This is a genomic window from Shinella lacus, from assembly GCF_010994755.1.
GTDB classification, from domain to species: Bacteria; Pseudomonadota; Alphaproteobacteria; order Rhizobiales; family Rhizobiaceae; genus Shinella; species Shinella lacus.
Genome location: NZ_WHSB02000002.1, coordinates 682,572 through 699,822 on the forward strand (window position 1 = coordinate 682,572; position 17,251 = coordinate 699,822).

Below are 17,251 nucleotides of genomic sequence, written 5' to 3' on the forward strand. Positions count from 1 at the left end.
CCATATTCGATAGGGATCTGGGTTCGATAGGATTGGGTTCAAAAAGCTGCGTGTCTCGCCGTCAGGACAACTCTTGCCTTCAGGAAGGACAGATGCAGGGGAAGCCGATCATTCTTCAAACCTTTCCGACGCCGCGCAGTAGAACCGGTCGAAACCAAGGAGGACCGCGTCGGAAGCCATCCTTGAGTTTGGACAATGCAAAGGCTATGGCATATCGACGCGACGGATACCACCCGCCCTGGCCGCCATGGCCTCTTCCAGAGACCAGAACTTGAACGCCACCATCTTCCGATCCGCCATCAACATTGCCGCCATCAGCGGCATCTACCTGTCCGTGGCGATGCTCGTTCCGGCCTTCATCGACGTCTATTACGGCCATCCCGATTCGGAGGTCTTTTTCCTCTCCGCCTTCATGACCGGCGGCCTGTCGCTCGCGACGGCCGCTGCGACCCGCGCCGGCCCGCCGCCTTTCAACAAGCGCATGGGCTTCCTCGTCGTCAACATGCTGTGGCTTTCGGGCAGCATCATCGGCGCGATACCGCTGTGGCTGTCGTCTCTGAACCTCACCTTCGCGCAGGCCTTCTTCGAATCGGTCTCGGCGATCAGCACGACCGGCTCCACCGTTATCGTCGGCCTCGACGACGCGCCGCCCGGCGTCTTGATGTGGCGCTCGCTGCTGCACTGGCTCGGTGGCGTCGGGATTCTTGCCCTCGGCCTCTTCATCATGCCGTATCTGCGCGTTGGCGGCATGTCCTTCTTCAAGCTCGAATCGTCCGATACGGCCGACAAGCCCTTCGCCCGAATCGCGAGCTATACCCGCGCCTTCCTCGCCATCTACGTGGCGATCACCCTCATTTGCGCCATTACCTATGCCGCGCTCGGCATGAGCCGCTTCGATGCACTGAACCACGCCATGTCGACGGTCGCGACCGGCGGGCTTTCGACGCACGACGCCTCCTTCGGCTATTTCAAGAGCCTGCCGCTGCTCTGGGCCGCCACGTTCTTCATGACACTCTCCAGCCTGCCATTCTCGGTGCTCATCCTGTTCGTGGTGCGCGGGCGCATCGATGCCTGGCGCGACCCGCAGATCCGCGTCTTCCTCGCCTATCTCGCGCTCTTCGCGATCGCGGCCAGCATCTTCCAACGGATCGAGAACGGTGTCCCCTTCCATGAGGCGCTGGCGCATTCCTTCTTTACCGTCTCCTCGATTCTCTCCACCACAGGCTTTGCCAGCGACGACTTCACGCAATGGGGTCACTTCATCGTCGCACTGGCCTTCGTCGCGACCTTCATGGGCGGCTGTTCCGGTTCGACGTCGGGTGGGCTCAAGGCCTACCGCCTGATCATTCTCTTCAATTTCATCCGCACTGGCCTCTACCGTCTCATCTATCCCGACGGAATCCATGCCGTGCGCTACGGCAGCATGACCGTCGACATCGATCTGCAGCGCGGCGTCTTCCTTTTCTTCATCACGTATGTGGCCATTTCCGCTATCGGCGCCATTGTGCTCGGCCTGATGGGCTATGACGTTCTGACGGCGGTATCGGCCGCCGCGACGTCGCTGTCCAACGTCGGCCCGGGCGTTACCCAAGCGATCGGTCCGGCCGGCAGTTTTGCCGGCTTTCATGATGCCGCTCTCTACCTGCTCTCCTTCCTGATGTTGCTCGGCCGTCTCGAAATCCTGACTGTGCTCGTCATCCTGACACCACTGTTCTGGAAGAGCTGACCGCGTACCGCCTTTGGCGTTCTTGACTGTTGTCACGCTTCTCCGCATCCTGCCGCCATCCGGCTGGAGGAAGACTGAATGTTTGCGTCGAAGTCCCTGTTGCGTTTAACCTTTATCGCCGCGCTCGCGCCGGCCTTCGCCTTTGCCGGGCCGCTTGCGGATGCGGCCAAGAAGGCGGAGGAACAGGCCGCCGCCGGCGACACGGTGGGCGCGCACAACACGATCCGCGATGCCTTCGGCACCTTCGCCGCCACCCTGCCCTTCACGATCGGCAAGGCCGTCTTCGTTTCCGCCCCGCCGGAAGGCTACGGCATGTATGCGGTCCGCCCCGCCTCCGACTTCAAGGTCGGCGAGGCGCTGATCTCTTATGTCGAGCCCGTCGGCCTCACCTGGCGCCCGAGCGACGGCGGCCTGCTCGAATCGCATTTCACCGTCGACCTCGAACTCCTCGACCCCAAGGGCACGGTGCTTGCCGAGCAGAAGGCCTTCGGCTCCTTCGACTTCAAGGGCAGCGTGCGCAACCAGGAAGTCTTCGCCAAGCTGACTCTCAATCTCAGCGGCCCGCCGGCCGGCGACTACGTGCTGCGCTACCGCTTCCGTGATGCGGCAAGCGGCGCCGTGGCGATCAGCGAGCAGCCGTTCAAGATCGTGCCGTAACGAGGTTTTCCACAGGCAGGCAGAGAATTGTGACAAGCCGGAATCCAAGCTTTCCAGCGGCTTGACGGTCAATTATGACAGCGACATGACAACCCCAGCCAGGTAAGGGGCATCCATGCTTTCGCTGTTTCGCAAACTCATGCCGCGCGAAGACCGCTTCTTCGATTATTTCGAGCAGCATTCCCGCACCGTCGTCGGCGCTGCCGAAGCCCTCCGTTCGGTGCTCGCGGGCGGGCCGGATCTGGAAAAACATTGCGACCGCATCGTCGAACTGGAAAACCAAGCCGACGACATTACCCGCGAGGTGCTGCTCGCCGTGCGCCGCAGCTTCATCACCCCCTTCGACCGCGGCGACATCAAGGACCTGATCCAGTCGATGGACGACGCCATCGACATGATGCACAAGACGGTGAAAACCATCCGCCTCTACGAGCAGACGCAGTTCGAGCCCGGCATGCAGGAGATGGGCGAGACCGTCGTGAAGGCCGCGCATCTCATCGCCGAGGCCATTCCGCTGCTCGACAAGGTCGGCGTACACGCCACCCGCCTCAGCGCGATCGCCGAAGAGGTCACCCGCGTCGAGGGCCGCTCGGACGAGCTGCACGACCAGGGCCTGAAGAACCTCTTCAAGCAATACGGCAAGACCGACCCGATGGCCTATATCATCGGCAGCGAGATCTATGGCGAACTGGAAAAGGTGGTCGACCGCTTCGAGGACGTCGCGAACGAGATCAGCGGTATCGTGATCGAGAACGTCTGATGGAGGCCACCCTCGCCTTACCCCTGCTGGTCGCGCTCGTCGGCATCGCGCTGCTCTTCGACTTCCTGAACGGCCTGCACGATGCGGCGAACTCCATCGCCACCATCGTCTCGACGCGCGTGCTGCGCCCGCAATATGCCGTGATGTGGGCGGCCTTCTTCAACTTCATCGCCTTCCTGTTCTTCGGCCTGCATGTCGCCGAAACGCTCGGCAAGGGCATCATCGATCCCGGCATCGTCAGCCCGCTCGTCATCTTCGCGGCGCTGATGGGCGCGATCATCTGGAATGTCGTCACCTGGATCTTCGGCATTCCGTCGAGTTCGTCGCATGCGCTAATCGGCGGGCTCGTCGGTGCGGGCCTTGCCAAGACCGGCTTCGACGCCGTCGTCTGGAGCGGCCTCATCAAGACGGCGAGCGCCATCTTCCTGTCGCCGGCGATCGGCTTCTTCCTGGCCCTCGTCCTCGTGCTCATCGTTTCCTGGCTCTTCGTGCGCCAGACGCCCTTTGCCGTCGACCGCACGTTCCGCGTCATGCAGTTCATCTCGGCCTCGCTCTATTCCCTCGGCCATGGCGGCAACGATGCGCAGAAGACCATGGGCATCATCGCCGTGCTGCTCTTCTCGCAAGGCTATCTCGGCAGCGAATTCCACGTCCCCTTCTGGGTCGTCATCAGTTGCCAGGCGGCGATGGCGCTCGGCACCCTGATGGGCGGCTGGCGCATCGTGCACACGATGGGCTCGAAGATCACGCGCCTCAACCCGATGCAGGGCTTCTGCGCCGAAACCGGCGGGGCGATCACCCTCTTCGCCGCCACCTGGCTCGGCATCCCGGTCTCGACGACGCACACGATCACCGGCGCCATCATCGGCGTTGGCGCCGCGCGCCGCGTCTCGGCGGTGCGCTGGGGCCTCGCCGGCAACATCGTCATCGCCTGGATCGTCACGCTGCCCTCGGCGGCCGCGATTTCGGCGCTGTTCTACCTGACGTTCAGTGCTATCGGAGGCTAGGCGTTTCGCTGCGGCGATAAGAGACCAGCGATTGACGTTCCGGCACGGTCCATTAAATGAGACTGATGGAACCCGCGCGGTTTTCTCAGAACTGGCATTGGAAAGCTATGAACGACAAGGTTTTTGACACCCTGACCGGCATGTACTTCACGGTCGACGACCCCGATGGCAGCTATGGCACCGGTCAGGTCATCCGTCTTGCGGCCGAGGGAGTCTATTTCGTACGCTTCGACGGCAACGAAGTGACGTTGCCCCTAGAACTCGCCTCCATCGGCGAGATGCTGGAGACCACCGACGAAGAGTTCAAGCTCTGGCGGTTCTTCAACACGATAGAAGAGCGGGACGCCTGGATCGAATGGCTCGATGCCCCCTCCAAGCCGCGCGTCATCTCGCTGGTAAAGCCTACCAAGTAGGCTCCAGCGGCGGAAGCGTTTCCGCTCCCGCCGTTCCTCCGTTTCAGTCGCTTAGAACAGGTCCGGCACGTGCTTGATCGCGTGGACCGGCTGGACGAAATCCTGCGTCGCCAGGAAATCGAAGCTGTCGGAATGCGTGGCTTTCGACGCATCGTCAAAGGCGGCGGCACGCGCGGCAAGACCGGCATCGTGGTGGCCGGCATCGGGGGCCGCGAGCTTCTTGAACACGAAGGTGTCGCCGTCAGCGTGCTCGCCTGCCTTCTTGTTAAGGCTGGTGAACTTGACCTGCAGCTTGTTGAAGAGTTCGGCCGTCTTGCCGGATTCGAAGAAATACTTGTCGGACTTGTCGTAATAATCGCCGAAGGCCTTGAGGTTGAACTTGGCCGTGCCGATCACGTCGCCGCTGCCATCCACGGCCTTGAACGTCACCACGTCGCCGGCGATCTTGGTCGAGGTGATGGTCATCTTCTCCGTGCCGAGGGCATAGACCATCTTGAACTTGCTGAAATCGCCGTCCTTTTCGAGGTTCAGGCTGTAGTTGAACTTCGTCTTGAAGCTGTCGGTATAGGTGGCATTGATGGCGATGCCATTCTTCGTCTGCGCGGTGGAATAGGCCAAGGTGCTGTTATAGCCCTCCGCCTTGATTTTCAGCGTCAGGCTCGTCGTGGTCTTGCCTACCTTCATCAGAATGTCGGTGGTGCTGTCGCCGAAGCTGCTGTCGACCTCGACGGTCGCCTTCAGCGTGGTCGAGGTCTGGCTGTACTTCGTCACCTTGACCGTAAAATCACCGACGCCGATGGACCCATAGGTCTTCTGGAAATAGGCCTTGGTCAAATATTTTGGAAATTTCATTCACGCCCCCAATGGTATTCCACGTTGAAACATCGGGCGCTAAAAAAGCGAAAGCACTTTTAGCTGGCAAGGGAGCTTCTCTACTTTGCTTGCGTTCTGGCCACCAAGAAGAGCAAGTGTTGCGCGGCTGGCACATTTTCGAATGCCAGCAATGGTGGCAGGATCACAAAGCGCAGAACTCCACCCGTAAAAGTCCAACCGCCCGCCACGGCATCTGAGTCGGCAGGCGAATCACGCAGCGATGAAATCGTATACTTGCATCGGGAAGCGTCTGGTGCGGGCGGCGGGGATCGAACCCGCACAGCCAAGGCCGAGAGATTTTAAGTCTCTTGCGTCTACCAGTTTCGCCACGCCCGCATAGCCTGCTTTTCGAAGAGTCAGCACGCTTCGTCAATAGGGCGTTTTGCAAAGGCTTGCATCGGACGCAAAAAGGGCGCGGCCCTTGTGCAGGACCGCACCCCCGTTTTTCGGTGACGCTTCAGGAAAACGTCAGGCCGAAAGCTTGGCTGCGATCTTGGCGACGTGGGCGCCCTGGTAGCGGGCGGCTTCGAGTTCGATTTCGGAGGGCTGGCGCGAGCCGTCGCCGCCGGTGATCGTGGAGGCGCCGTAGGGCGAGCCGCCCTTGACTTCTTCCACGCCCATCTGGCCCTGGAAGGCATAGGGCAGGCCGACGACCACGAGGCCGTGGTGGAGGAGCGTCGGGATGAAGCCGAGGATGGTCGATTCCTGGCCGCCGTGCTGGGTGGCCGTCGAGGTGAAGACCGAGCCGACCTTGCCGACCAGCTTGCCGGCCATCCACAGGCCGCCCGTCTGGTCCCAGAAATTGCGCATCTGCGAGGCGACCGTGCCGTAGCGCGTGCCGGCGCCGACGATGATCGCGTCATAGTCGCCGAGTTCGGCAACGGTGGCGATTTCGGCCTTCTGGTCCGTCTTGTAGTGGGAGGCCTTGGCGACCTCGTCCGACACCAGTTCCGGAACGCGCTTGACGGTCACCTCGGCACCGGCCGATTTTGCGCCTTCGGCCACGGCATAGGCCATGGTCTCGATATGGCCGTAGGCCGAGTAGTAAAGAACCAGTACTTTCGCCATCGTCGTCTCCTCAGGTCGAAGTTGCTTTCCGCTTGATCGCGGCGTCAGCTTGGATGTAGCACTTTGAGGGATCGGCGACAGAAGCCGCACAGTCGACAGACTGTTCACCCGCCATTGACAATGTCGCCCGGCACGGTCGCCATTGCTAGACGAAATCCAGAGAGCGCCCATGAGTTCCAGCCCCATCGCCACCGCCGCCATGCTCGCCATCGGCGACGAGCTTCTCTCCGGGCGCACCAAGGACAAGAATATCGGCCAGCTCGCCGACGTGCTTTTCCTCGTCGGCATCGACCTGAAGGAAGTGCGCATCGTCGGCGACGACGAGGAGGCGATCGTCGAGGCGCTGAATGCGCTGCGCGCACGCTACACCTATATCTTCACTTCCGGCGGCATCGGCCCGACCCATGACGACATCACGGCGGATGCGATCTCCAAGGCTTTCGGCGTGCCCTGCCTGCACGATCCGCTTGCCATGCAGCTGCTCGGCGCCATGTACGAGCGGCGTGGCGTGGAGTTCAACGAGGCCCGCAAGCGCATGGCCCGCATGCCGGAGGGCGCCGTGCATATCGAAAATCCGGTTTCCACCGCGCCGGGCTTCAACATCGGCAATGTCTATGTGATGGCCGGCGTGCCGCAGGTCTTTACCGCCATGCTGAGCGCCGTCGTGCCGACGCTTGCGGGCGGCGTGCCGATGCTGTCGCGCTCCGTCGCCTCACCCTTCGGCGAAGGCGATATCGGCAGCGCGCTCGCCGCGATCCAGAAGAACCATCCGGAAACCAGCATCGGCTCCTATCCGCGCTTTTCCGAAAACCGCTTCTCGACGGAGATCGTCATCCGCAGCCGCGAAGAAGCACCGGCGGAAGCCGCCGAACGTGATATACTCCAGATGATCGCCGAAATCGCCGTGGCCAAGGCCGCCTCTTGATCCGGATCAAGGTTTTGCCGCGGCGACAGGCGCAGGTTTCCGACGAACCAGACAGGAGGCCGAAATGACCTACAAGACCATCGTGGCAGTGCTGAGCGCTGCCGATGACGCCGGCAAGGTGACGGACCACGCGCTTGCGCTCGCGCGCAAGACCGGCGGTCACGTCATCGGCATCCACGCCGAAGCGCCGGTCGTCGTGACGCTGATCGCGCCCATGGAATATCCCGATCCGAATGCCGTGCTGGACCTGCAGGAGCGCGCCCAGCGCCAGTCGCGCGAGGTCGAGCAGGCCTTCCGGTCACGCTGCGAGCGCGACGACATTTCCTATGAATGGCGTCTTTTCACCGGCACCGCCGGTTATGCCTCCGCCGGCATCATCGATAGCGCCCGCGGCGCCGACATCGTGCTCGCCGGCCAGTTCGATCCGGATATCGACGGCCCCTCGCGCGAAGACATCGAGGACCTGCTCTACGAGAGCGGCCGCCCGGTCTATCTCGTCGCCAATGCGCCGGCCGGCCCGGAAACCATCGAGCGCGTGCTTCTGGCCTGGAACGGCTCGCGCGAAGCGGCCCGCGCCGCCTTCGATGCCCTGCCCTTCCTGACGGCGGCGAAAGAGGTCGAGATCTTCACCATCGATCCGCCGGAAAATTCCATGCAGTCGCGCGATTTCTGCGGTGCCGAGCTTGCGGCGACGCTCGCCCGCCACGGCATCAAGACGACGGTCGCCTCCGGCTCGTCCGACGGCCATTCGGTGGCGGATGCGATCAACCGCCGGGCGACGGAAATCGATGCCGGTCTCATCGTCATGGGCGCCTACAGCCATTCGCGGCTGCGCCAGCGCCTGTTCGGCGGCGTTACCAGCGCCATGATGCGCGGCGCGCGCGTGCCCACGCTGATGTCGAGGTAGCTCGACTTCGTTGTGGATCGCCCGGCGCCAAGGCCGGGCGGTGATTTCTTTGGGCGGCGAAGTGCTTTAAACAGAGGGAATCTCTGTTTTTCTGCCATCAGGAGCCACTCCCATGTCGTTGCCCGACAAAGCCTTCCCCGTTTCCTGGGACCAGTTCCACCGCGATGCGCGCGCGCTCGCCTGGCGGCTAGCGGATGGCGACCGCGAATGGAAGGCGATCGTCTGTATCACCCGCGGCGGCCTGGTGCCGGCGGCCATCGTCTCGCGCGAGCTCAACATCCGCGTCATCGAGACGGTCTGCGTCGCCTCCTACCATGACTATGTCTCGCAGGGTGAAATGCATGTGCTGAAAGGCATCTCGCCGGAATTGTCGCAGCAGGGCGGCGAAGGCATCCTCATCGTCGACGACCTGACGGATACCGGCAAGACGGCCGCCGAAGTGCGCGCCATGCTGCCGAAGGCGCATTTCGCCGCCGTCTACGCCAAGCCGAAGGGCCGCCCGCTGGTCGACACCTTCGTCACCGAGGTCAGCCAGGACACCTGGATCTATTTCCCCTGGGACATGGGCTTCACCTACCAAGAGCCGATCGCCAAGGGCGCGCGCGGCTGACATTTTTGCGAAAACGGCTTGAAATTGATTCAATGCTGCGCCGCAACAGACTGATTTGACGATTTTTTTCGCAAAAAGCCGGCGGATGGGCCAGGCCTGCCCGCCGGCTTAATCTTTCCGCAATGCCTCCAACAGATAGTGCTGATATGGCCCGCCGGCGTGGCGCGTGCCCTTTCGATCCCTTCAGGCGGTAGATGCGCGGTCTGCGAATTCCCACATCCGCATCGGCGACCCTTCTCCTCGCGGCCCTCTTCTCCCCGGGCCAGGCGGTAGCGGAGGATATCCGCACCATGGCCGTCACGGAGTTCGTCGAGAATAATGTGCGGCCCTGGCTGACCGAGCCGGCCATCCTCAATGCCGTCATCGCGCAGAACGCCGCGCATGCGGCGATCGACCAGGCGGGGATCGACGCGCTCGATGCGCGCTGGCGCGCCGAACTCTTCAACGCGGAGCGGCCGATGATCGAGGCCCAGCTGTCCAATGCGCTCTCGCTCACGCTGAAGGGCCGGCAGCGCGCGGCCGAAGGGCTGATCACCGAAATCTTCGTGATGGACAATCGCGGCCTCAATGTCGGCCAGAGCGACATCACCTCCGACTACTGGCAGGGCGACGAGGCCAAGTGGCTGAAGAGTTTCGGCACGGGCGCGCTCTATATCGAGGACGCGGAGCGCGACGAGTCCACGCAGCTCATGCAGGCGCAGGCGAGCCTGCCGATCACCGACCCGCATACCGGCGCCATTATCGGCACGATTACCGTTGGCGTGAACCTCGACGCGCTTTGACGCGCACGGCAGAGAATCACTTTATCCACGGATCACAACTCGGCGGGGATCGCTATTCCCTGAAGTCGGGAGACCTTAAACACCCCTGAATTTTACCTATTATTTTTTTCACTTGTCCACAGTTACGCATGCCGCCGCACCGCCGTTCGGGGTGAACCTGCTGGTTTTGCAGGCTTCGCAGGATGTCCCCATTTTCCACAGGGGCAGGCACAAGATATAGGGTTCAAACTTCCGTCACAAACCAGCCCTTGACGGGAATCGCCCGGATGAGGTTAATGAAATCCAAGTTGCGGCGGCGGCTGGACCGTATTGTTACGAGGTCGGTTCTCATCACGAAATCGCGTTTTCTGCGCATGTGGCCGGGTGGATGATCCGCTCGCCGCATAAGGGCTTTTGCGCCCGATTTCCTGACGCGCCATTGCAGCAGATGGGGCTGGAAAAAAGAACCTGTTGATACTATATTTAGTATTTGCAGCCATACTCAGCACAAGATACAGGACACTCGAGATCATCGGGTTTCCCGCACGGACTGGAAGATTTGGGCTGGCTGCAAGAGCATTGCGGCCGGACGGGGATAATTGCGCCCTGTTTTTGAGGCAGGATGCGGCAGCAGAGGACAACGGACAATGCGCATAGAACGTCGTTTCACCAAACCCGGCCAATCGGCCTATGCGGAGATCGAATTCCGCAAGGCCATCAGCGAGATCAAGAACCCGGACGGTTCCATCGTCTTCCGGCTCGCCGATATCGACGTGCCCGCGCAGTTCTCCCAGGTCGCTGCCGACATCCTGGCCCAGAAATATTTCCGCAAGGCCGGCGTACCCGCGCGCCTGAAGAAGGTCGAGGAAAATGACGTTCCGTCCTTCCTGTGGCGTTCCGTTGCCGATACCGACGCCCTGAAGCTGCTCCCCGAGGGTGAGCGCTACGGCTCGGAAACCGACGCGCGCCAGGTCTTCGACCGCCTCGCCGGCACATGGACCTACTGGGGCTGGAAGGGCAAATATTTCGCCTCCGAGGAAGACGCGAGCGCCTTCAAGGATGAGCTTGCCTATATGCTCGCCACGCAGCGCGTCGCGCCGAACAGCCCGCAATGGTTCAACACCGGCCTCCATTGGGCCTATGGCATCGACGGTCCCGGCCAGGGCCATTTCTATGTCGACCCCTTCACCGGCAAGCTGGTGAAGTCGAAGTCGGCATACGAGCATCCCCAGCCGCATGCCTGCTTCATCCAGTCCGTGGAAGACGATCTCGTCAATGAGAACGGCATCATGGACCTTTGGGTGCGTGAAGCCCGCCTCTTCAAGTACGGCTCCGGCACCGGCTCCAACTTCTCGTACCTGCGCGGCGAAGGCGAAAAGCTTTCGGGCGGCGGCAAGTCGTCCGGCCTCATGAGCTTCCTCAAGATCGGCGACCGCGCGGCTGGCGCCATCAAGTCCGGCGGCACGACGCGCCGCGCGGCCAAGATGGTCGTGGTTGACATCGACCATCCGGATATCGAGGCCTACATCAACTGGAAGGTCAAGGAAGAGCAGAAGGTGGCGGCCCTCGTCACCGGCTCGAAGATCGTCGCCAAGCACCTCAAGGCCATCATGAAGGCCTGCATCAATTGCTCGGCCGATGGCGACCAGTGCTATGACCCGGCGGCAAACCCGGCCCTCAAGCGCGAAATCCGCGCCGCCAAGAAGGACCAGGTTCCGGAAAACTACGTCAAGCGCGTCATCCAGTTCGCCAAGCAGGGCTACAAGGACATCGAGTTCAAGACCTACGACACGGACTGGGATTCGGAAGCCTATCTCACCGTTTCGGGCCAGAACTCCAACAACTCCGTCTCGCTGAAGGACGACTTCCTTCGCGCTGTCGAGAACGACGGCGACTGGAACCTGACCGCCCGCAAGGACGGCCGCGTGATGAAGACGCTGAAGGCGCGCGACCTGTGGGAACAGATCTCGCATGCCGCCTGGGCATCGGCCGATCCGGGCCTGCACTTCAACACGACGATGAACGACTGGCACACCTCGCCGGCCGCAGGCCCGATCCGCGCCTCGAACCCGTGCTCGGAATACATGTTCCTCGACGACACGGCCTGCAATCTCGCCTCGCTGAACCTGCTTCAGTTCAAGGATGCGGCCACCAAGAACATCAACATCGCCGACTACGAACACGCCGTCCGCCTCTGGACCATCGTGCTCGAAGTCTCGGTGATGATGGCGCAGTTCCCGTCGCGCCAGATCGCCGAACGCTCCTATGAATACCGCACGCTCGGCCTCGGCTATGCCAATATCGGCGGCCTGCTGATGTCCTCCGGCATCCCGTACGACTCGACGGAAGGCCGCGCCATTGCAGGTGCGCTCACCGCCATCATGACGGGCGTCTCCTATGCGACCTCCGCCGAAATGGCGAGCGAGCTCGGTCCGTTCCCGAATTTCGCGCCGAACCGCGACAACATGCTGCGCGTCATGCGCAACCACCGCCGCGCGGCTTACGGTGAAACCACCGGCTACGAGCAGCTCTCCGTCAACCCGGTCGCCCTCATCCATGGCGATTGCCCGGACCAAACCCTCGTCGTCCACGCCAAGGCTGCCTGGGACAAGGCCGTTGCACTCGGCGAGAAGCACGGCTACCGCAACGCCCAGACGACCGTGATCGCGCCGACCGGCACGATCGGCCTCGTCATGGACTGCGACACGACCGGCATCGAGCCCGACTTCGCGCTGGTGAAGTTCAAGAAGCTCGCCGGCGGCGGCTACTTCAAGATCATCAACCGCGCCGTTCCCGAAGCCCTGCGCACGCTCGGCTATTCGGAAAGCCAGATCGCCGAGATCGAGGCCTATGCCGTCGGCCACGGCAACCTGAACCAGGCGCCGGCCGTCAACCCCGGCTCGCTGAAGGCCAAGGGCTTCACCGACGAGAAGATCGAAGCGGTCAGCGCCGGCCTGAAGGCAGCCTTCGACATCAAGTTCGCCTTCAACCAGTGGACGCTCGGCGCCGACTTCCTGAAGGAAACGCTGAAGGTTTCTGACGAGCAGCTCTCCGACATGTCCTTCAACCTGCTGGAGCATATCGGCTTCTCGAAGAAGGACATCGAAGCCGCCAACATCCACGTTTGCGGTGCGATGACGCTGGAAGGCGCGCCGTTCCTGAAGAACGAGCACCTCGCCGTTTTCGATTGCGCCAATCCCTGCGGCAAGATCGGCAAGCGCTACCTCTCGGTCGAAAGCCACATCCGCATGATGGCGGCCGCCCAGCCGTTCATTTCGGGCGCCATCTCCAAGACGATCAACATGCCGAACGAGGCGACCGTCGAGGACTGCAAGAACGCCTACATGCTCTCCTGGAAGCTCGCGCTGAAGGCCAATGCCCTCTACCGCGACGGTTCCAAGCTGTCGCAGCCGCTCAACTCTTCGCTGATCGAGGACGAGGACGACGAGGATGATGCCATCGAGGCCCTGATCGCGGCACCCGCTGCCGCCCAGGCCGTTACCGTCACGGAAAAGATCGTCGAGCGCATCGTCGAGCGCCTCATCCGCGACCGCGAAAAGCTGCCGAACCGCCGTCAGGGCTACACCCAGAAGGCCGTCGTTGGCGGGCACAAGGTCTATCTGCGCACCGGCGAATTCGGCGACGGCCGCCTCGGCGAGATCTTCATCGACATGCACAAGGAAGGTGCCGCCTTCCGTGCCATGATGAACAACTTCGCCATCGCCATCTCGCTGGGTCTCCAGTATGGCGTGCCGCTCGAAGAATATGTGGAGGCCTTCACCTTCACCAAGTTCGAGCCGGCCGGCATGGTGCAGGGCAACGATGCGATCAAGAACGCCACGTCGATCCTCGACTACGTGTTCCGCGAACTCGCCGTCTCCTATCTCGGCCGCCACGACCTCGCCCATGTCGATACGTCGGACTTCTCCAACACCGCACTCGGCAAGGGCATCCAGGAAGGCAAGACCAACCTGATCTCCACCGGCTGGACCCGCGGCCACAAGCCGACGCTCGTCCAGGGCGGCCAGGCCGGCGAGCGTGCGCTCGGCGAGCCGAAGGGTGCGGCAACCGCGGCTCCCGCCAAGGCGTCCTCCGGCAGCAACGTCACCTCGTTTGCCGGCAATGCCGCGCGCAAGCTGGAGCCGGCCGTTGCCATCTCCACCTCGGAAATCGTCGCCTTCAAGCGCGATTACGAGGAGCGTGCCGCCGAAGTCGCGGACGAGGTCGCCGAGGAGGCCGCGGACGGCGCAGTCGAGAGCGTCACCGCCCTCTTCTCCGACAAGGCCGCCGCCGAAGCCGCCAGCGCCAAGGCCGACGCCAAGAAGCTCGAAGCCGAACGCCGCATGCGCTCGATCGCCCAGGGCTACACCGGCAACATGTGCTCCGAGTGCCAGAACTTCACGATGGTCCGCAACGGCACCTGCGAGAAGTGCGACACCTGCGGCGCGACGAGCGGCTGCAGCTGATCACGGCACCCCATGACATTTCCTTCCGGGCAGACAACTGCCCGGAAGGGGTTTTCGGAAAAAAGTACAAACGTTCGACGACAGGGAAGCCGAGCAAGACGTGAGCGGAAAAACAAACCGCATCCGGGCGACCCGCCTGACTCTGCTCAGCCGCGGCGCGACCGCGTCCAACCAGCAGCCGCGTTTTTCCTCCGACGAGCCGCTCCTTGCCAAAGAGCTTGAACGCGCAACACGGCTCGCGCGTGCCCTTCCCGCCTTCGAAGACGTGCTGCATGCCCCCGAGGCCAGCGCCGCCGAGACGGCAGCGGCCTTCTCATCGAAGCCGACGCTTTGTGAGGCGCTTCGGGATGTCGATTATGGGCGCTGGAACGGGGTGGCGGTTGCCGATGTCGCGGCCGACGATCTCCAGCGCTGGATGGCGGACCCGTTGGCGGCGCCGCATGGCGGCGAGAGTTTCGAGCAGGTGCGCGAGCGCGTGGCCGCCTGGCTGGATGGGTTGCATGGGACCGGAGGACGGCGGCTCGCCGTCACGCATGGCATCGTTCTGAAGATCGTTCTCGCGCATGTTCTCAGTGCACCTCCGACGTCGGTCTGGCGTGTCGACGTCGAGCCGCTTGGCTTGCTCTCCCTGACGAGCGATGGCCGGCGCTGGGCCTTGCGGCATTTCGGGTCGGCCGCGTAGCCGTCAGCCCGCTGCGGCCAAGGTTGCGGGATCCTGCCATTCGGCGGCGGCGTGGCCCGGTATATCCGCGTCCGTCTCGGCTCCGTCCGAGACACGGTCCAGAACCTCACGCCATTGCGACACTAGGCCAAAATAGGTGTGGCTTCCGAACCGTTCGGCAAGCCGATATTGCTGGCGCAGCGTTATGCGCACCGTCGCGCGGCTGAAGCGGTCGGATTGGGCGGGGAAGTCATCGGGCTCCATCCGCCTTGCCAATGCGTCCAGCACCGCCTTGCGCAGGAGCGGCAGGTCCGGGCGGGCGAAGCGCTCGAACAGCGCCTGGAACCGGGCATGGGCGTCGATGTCGAATTTCAGGTCCCGGCCGAGCGTATCCATCACGGGATTGGCAGGGTGCAGATAACCGAGCGGGACGTGATATTTCGGGATCGGGGTGTTGGCCGAATGGGTGCGGCCCGACCGCAGCAGATGCGGCAGCAGGTGCGTGTGCGGCCCGGCGGGCGAGACGCCGCCGGTCTCCGGCCCGCCGATCTTCTGGAAGACCTCGATGCGGCCGATTCGGGTCAGCGTGACCCGGTGGGGATGGGCCGCCATGAGCGCGGCGCTCACCGGATTGCCGGGCTCGAAGAGGCTGCGCCCGGCATGGGCGCGCAGGAGGGCGATCAGGTCCGCATCCCCCGTGCGGATGCAGAAGTCGCATTGCGGCAGCGCCAGCCCGATATCGTACAGCACCGCCTTGCGGTCGGCAGGGCGCACCGCCTCCGCGTCGGCCCCAAGCTCCGTCAGAACCTTGCGCGCCTCCATCGCCGAATCCCTTTCGGGCAGGCAGAGCGCCACGCCGTGGCTCCAGCGCTGCGGCTTGGCGCTGAGCGTCTCATAGGCGACCGGAACGACCTGCTCGACCATGTCGGCGTTCAACCGCATGGCGCCGCGCGGCGTCGCGCGCACAAACATCGTTGGCGCGTCGGCCTCCAGATATTCGCCCCAATCCTGGTGGAACTCGGCGACGGCCCCGAAGGAGCCCATGCTCCACCCTGCCCTCGCGTCGACGAGGTGGTCTATCAAGACATCCCGGAGATCCGCCATGGTCGTTTCATCCTTCATCCGTGATTTGCATGCGCCGGCGGAAACGCCCGCCGGCGCACCCGGCCGTCAAGCGGCCTTCAACAGGTCCCCATGCGGGTCGAGCACGAATTTCGTGGCCGCGCCCTGGTCGAAACTCTCGTAGCCCTGCACGGCGTCGTCGAGCGCAATGATCTTCGCGTTGACGATGTCGGCGATCGGCAGCCGGTCGTGCAGGATCGCCTGCATGAGCTGCCGGTTGTACTTCAGCACCGGCGTCTGGCCCGTGTGGAAGGACTGCGCCTTGGCCCAGCCGAGGCCGAAGCGCAGCGACAGACTGCCGACCTTTGCAGCACTATCGACCGCGCCCGGATCCTCGGTGACATAGAGGCCGGGAATGCCGATGGAGCCGGCCGCGCGGGTGATCTCCATCATCTGGTTCAGCACGATGGCCGGCTGCTCGCCGCCCGCATGGCCGCGCGCCTCGAAGCCCACGGCGTCGATGGCGCTGTCGACCTCGTCGGTGCCGACCACCTCGGCGATCATGTCGCCCAGCCGGTCGCTCTTGGAGAGGTCGATCGGCTCGAAGCCGACCCTTGCGGCATGCGCCAGGCGATCCTTGTTGAAATCACCGATCATCACGACCGCAGCACCGAGGATGCGGGCGGAGGCGGCAGCGGCAAGCCCGACCGGGCCGGCGCCCGCCACATAGACCGTGGAGCCGACGCCGACGCCTGCGCGCACCGCACCGTGGAAGCCCGTCGGCAGGATATCGGACAGCATGGTGAGGTCGCGGATCTTCACCATCGCCTTGTCGCGATCGGGAAATTTCAGGAGGTTGAAATCCGCATAGGGGATGGTGACGTAACGCGCCTGGCCGCCGATCCAGCCGCCCATGTCGACATAGCCATAGGCGCCGCCGGCGCGCGACGGGTTCACCGTCAGGCAGACGCCGGTATCCTGCGACTTGCAGCAGCGGCAGCGCCCGCAGGCGACATTGAACGGCACGGACACGATATCGCCGACCTGCAGCATCTCGACGTCGATGCCCTTCTCGATGACCTCGCCGGTGATCTCGTGGCCCAGCACGAGGCCGGGCATGGCCGTGGTGCGGCCGCGCACCATGTGCTGGTCGGAGCCGCAGATATTGGTGGAAATCACCTTGAGTATCACACCGTGCTCGATGCGCCGGCCATCCGGCGCCTCCAGCTTCGGGTCGTCGATGTCGCGCACTTCCACCTTGCCGGGGCGCATGTAGACGACGCCTCTGTTCCTGCTCATATCCGTCTCCTCCTCAGTTGAACGCCTTTCCGGCCCGCTACTGCGCGGACAGGATT

15 protein-coding genes and 1 tRNA gene are annotated in these 17,251 nt (G+C 63.2%); 11 read left to right on the plus strand and 5 right to left on the minus strand.

Annotation, left to right across the window (positions count from 1 at the left end):
* Positions 1-271: 271 nt before the first annotated feature.
* From GB927_RS07870 to GB927_RS07890, 5 genes are all read left to right on the plus strand, one after another.
* Positions 272-1,726, plus strand: a complete 1,455-nt coding sequence (locus GB927_RS07870) for a TrkH family potassium uptake protein (RefSeq protein WP_256116116.1) — start codon at positions 272-274, stop codon at positions 1,724-1,726.
* Between the two features lie 78 nt (positions 1,727-1,804).
* A complete protein-coding gene (locus GB927_RS07875) occupies positions 1,805-2,383 on the plus strand; it encodes a hypothetical protein (RefSeq protein WP_256116117.1) in 579 nt (192 codons plus the stop codon).
* Positions 2,384-2,498: 115 nt separating this feature from the next.
* Positions 2,499-3,143 carry a DUF47 domain-containing protein gene (locus GB927_RS07880; RefSeq protein WP_256116118.1) on the plus strand — a complete coding sequence of 215 codons (645 nt, stop codon included), beginning with the start codon at positions 2,499-2,501 and terminating at the stop codon, positions 3,141-3,143.
* Entirely contained in the window at positions 3,143-4,150 is a 1,008-nt protein-coding gene (locus tag GB927_RS07885) for an inorganic phosphate transporter (RefSeq protein WP_256116119.1), read from the plus strand. The genes GB927_RS07880 and GB927_RS07885 overlap by 1 nt, the downstream gene beginning before the upstream one ends.
* Positions 4,151-4,257: 107 nt before the next feature.
* On the plus strand, positions 4,258-4,563 hold the full coding sequence (locus GB927_RS07890) for a hypothetical protein (RefSeq protein WP_256116120.1): 306 nt from the start codon (positions 4,258-4,260) through the stop codon (positions 4,561-4,563).
* A 51-nt stretch (positions 4,564-4,614) separates the two neighbouring features.
* Here the strand turns inward: GB927_RS07890 and GB927_RS07895 are convergent, their stop codons facing one another.
* The 3 genes from GB927_RS07895 to wrbA form a co-directional block, all read right to left on the minus strand.
* Positions 4,615-5,415, minus strand: coding sequence for a hypothetical protein (locus GB927_RS07895; RefSeq protein ID WP_256116121.1), 801 nt, complete (start codon positions 5,413-5,415; stop codon positions 4,615-4,617).
* A gap of 272 nt (positions 5,416-5,687) precedes the next feature.
* Positions 5,688-5,772 (minus strand) — tRNA-Leu (locus tag GB927_RS07900).
* A 132-nt stretch (positions 5,773-5,904) separates the two neighbouring features.
* Entirely contained in the window at positions 5,905-6,504 is a 600-nt protein-coding gene (gene wrbA, locus GB927_RS07905; protein WP_256116122.1) for an NAD(P)H:quinone oxidoreductase, read from the minus strand.
* 169 nt (positions 6,505-6,673) lie between these two features.
* Between wrbA and GB927_RS07910 the strand changes: the two genes are divergently transcribed.
* From GB927_RS07910 to GB927_RS07935, 6 genes are all read left to right on the plus strand, one after another.
* Positions 6,674-7,429: a competence/damage-inducible protein A gene (locus GB927_RS07910; RefSeq protein ID WP_256116123.1), complete on the plus strand. Its 756-nt coding sequence runs from the start codon at positions 6,674-6,676 to the stop codon at positions 7,427-7,429.
* Positions 7,430-7,493: 64 nt separating this feature from the next.
* Entirely contained in the window at positions 7,494-8,336 is an 843-nt protein-coding gene (locus GB927_RS07915; RefSeq protein ID WP_256116124.1) for a universal stress protein, read from the plus strand.
* Positions 8,337-8,448: 112 nt separating this feature from the next.
* Positions 8,449-8,946 carry a xanthine phosphoribosyltransferase gene (gene gpt, locus GB927_RS07920; RefSeq protein ID WP_256116125.1) on the plus strand — a complete coding sequence of 166 codons (498 nt, stop codon included), beginning with the start codon at positions 8,449-8,451 and terminating at the stop codon, positions 8,944-8,946.
* Between the two features lie 290 nt (positions 8,947-9,236).
* Positions 9,237-9,728: a hypothetical protein gene (locus GB927_RS07925; protein WP_256116126.1), complete on the plus strand. Its 492-nt coding sequence runs from the start codon at positions 9,237-9,239 to the stop codon at positions 9,726-9,728.
* Positions 9,729-10,354: 626 nt separating this feature from the next.
* On the plus strand, positions 10,355-14,173 hold the full coding sequence (locus tag GB927_RS07930) for a vitamin B12-dependent ribonucleotide reductase (protein WP_256116127.1): 3,819 nt from the start codon (positions 10,355-10,357) through the stop codon (positions 14,171-14,173).
* Positions 14,174-14,273: 100 nt separating this feature from the next.
* Positions 14,274-14,855 carry a histidine phosphatase family protein gene (locus GB927_RS07935; RefSeq protein ID WP_256116128.1) on the plus strand — a complete coding sequence of 194 codons (582 nt, stop codon included), beginning with the start codon at positions 14,274-14,276 and terminating at the stop codon, positions 14,853-14,855.
* Positions 14,856-14,858: 3 nt separating this feature from the next.
* Here the strand turns inward: GB927_RS07935 and GB927_RS07940 are convergent, their stop codons facing one another.
* Positions 14,859-15,938, minus strand: coding sequence for a DUF6925 family protein (locus GB927_RS07940; RefSeq protein ID WP_256116129.1), 1,080 nt, complete (start codon positions 15,936-15,938; stop codon positions 14,859-14,861).
* Between the two features lie 66 nt (positions 15,939-16,004).
* Positions 16,005-17,195: a formaldehyde dehydrogenase, glutathione-independent gene (gene fdhA / locus GB927_RS07945; RefSeq protein ID WP_256116130.1), complete on the minus strand. Its 1,191-nt coding sequence runs from the start codon at positions 17,193-17,195 to the stop codon at positions 16,005-16,007.
* Positions 17,196-17,251 lie beyond the last annotated feature (56 nt).

Excerpts from the sequence above, each read along its gene's own strand:
- GB927_RS07875 (WP_256116117.1), top strand. The coding sequence starts at position 1,805 with ATGTTTGCGTCGAAGTCCCTGTTGCGTTTAACCTTTATCGCCGCGCTC.
- GB927_RS07880 (WP_256116118.1), top strand. The coding sequence starts at position 2,499 with ATGCTTTCGCTGTTTCGCAAACTCATGCCGCGCGAAGACCGCTTCTTC.
- GB927_RS07885 (WP_256116119.1), top strand. The coding sequence starts at position 3,143 with ATGGAGGCCACCCTCGCCTTACCCCTGCTGGTCGCGCTCGTCGGCATC.
- GB927_RS07890 (WP_256116120.1), top strand. The coding sequence starts at position 4,258 with ATGAACGACAAGGTTTTTGACACCCTGACCGGCATGTACTTCACGGTC.
- GB927_RS07895 (WP_256116121.1), bottom strand. The coding sequence starts at position 5,415 with ATGAAATTTCCAAAATATTTGACCAAGGCCTATTTCCAGAAGACCTAT.
- wrbA (WP_256116122.1), bottom strand. The coding sequence starts at position 6,504 with ATGGCGAAAGTACTGGTTCTTTACTACTCGGCCTACGGCCATATCGAG.
- GB927_RS07910 (WP_256116123.1), top strand. The coding sequence starts at position 6,674 with ATGAGTTCCAGCCCCATCGCCACCGCCGCCATGCTCGCCATCGGCGAC.
- GB927_RS07915 (WP_256116124.1), top strand. The coding sequence starts at position 7,494 with ATGACCTACAAGACCATCGTGGCAGTGCTGAGCGCTGCCGATGACGCC.
- gpt (WP_256116125.1), top strand. The coding sequence starts at position 8,449 with ATGTCGTTGCCCGACAAAGCCTTCCCCGTTTCCTGGGACCAGTTCCAC.
- GB927_RS07925 (WP_256116126.1), top strand. The coding sequence starts at position 9,237 with ATGGCCGTCACGGAGTTCGTCGAGAATAATGTGCGGCCCTGGCTGACC.
- GB927_RS07930 (WP_256116127.1), top strand. The coding sequence starts at position 10,355 with ATGCGCATAGAACGTCGTTTCACCAAACCCGGCCAATCGGCCTATGCG.
- GB927_RS07940 (WP_256116129.1), bottom strand. The coding sequence starts at position 15,938 with ATGGCGGATCTCCGGGATGTCTTGATAGACCACCTCGTCGACGCGAGG.
- fdhA (WP_256116130.1), bottom strand. The coding sequence starts at position 17,195 with ATGAGCAGGAACAGAGGCGTCGTCTACATGCGCCCCGGCAAGGTGGAA.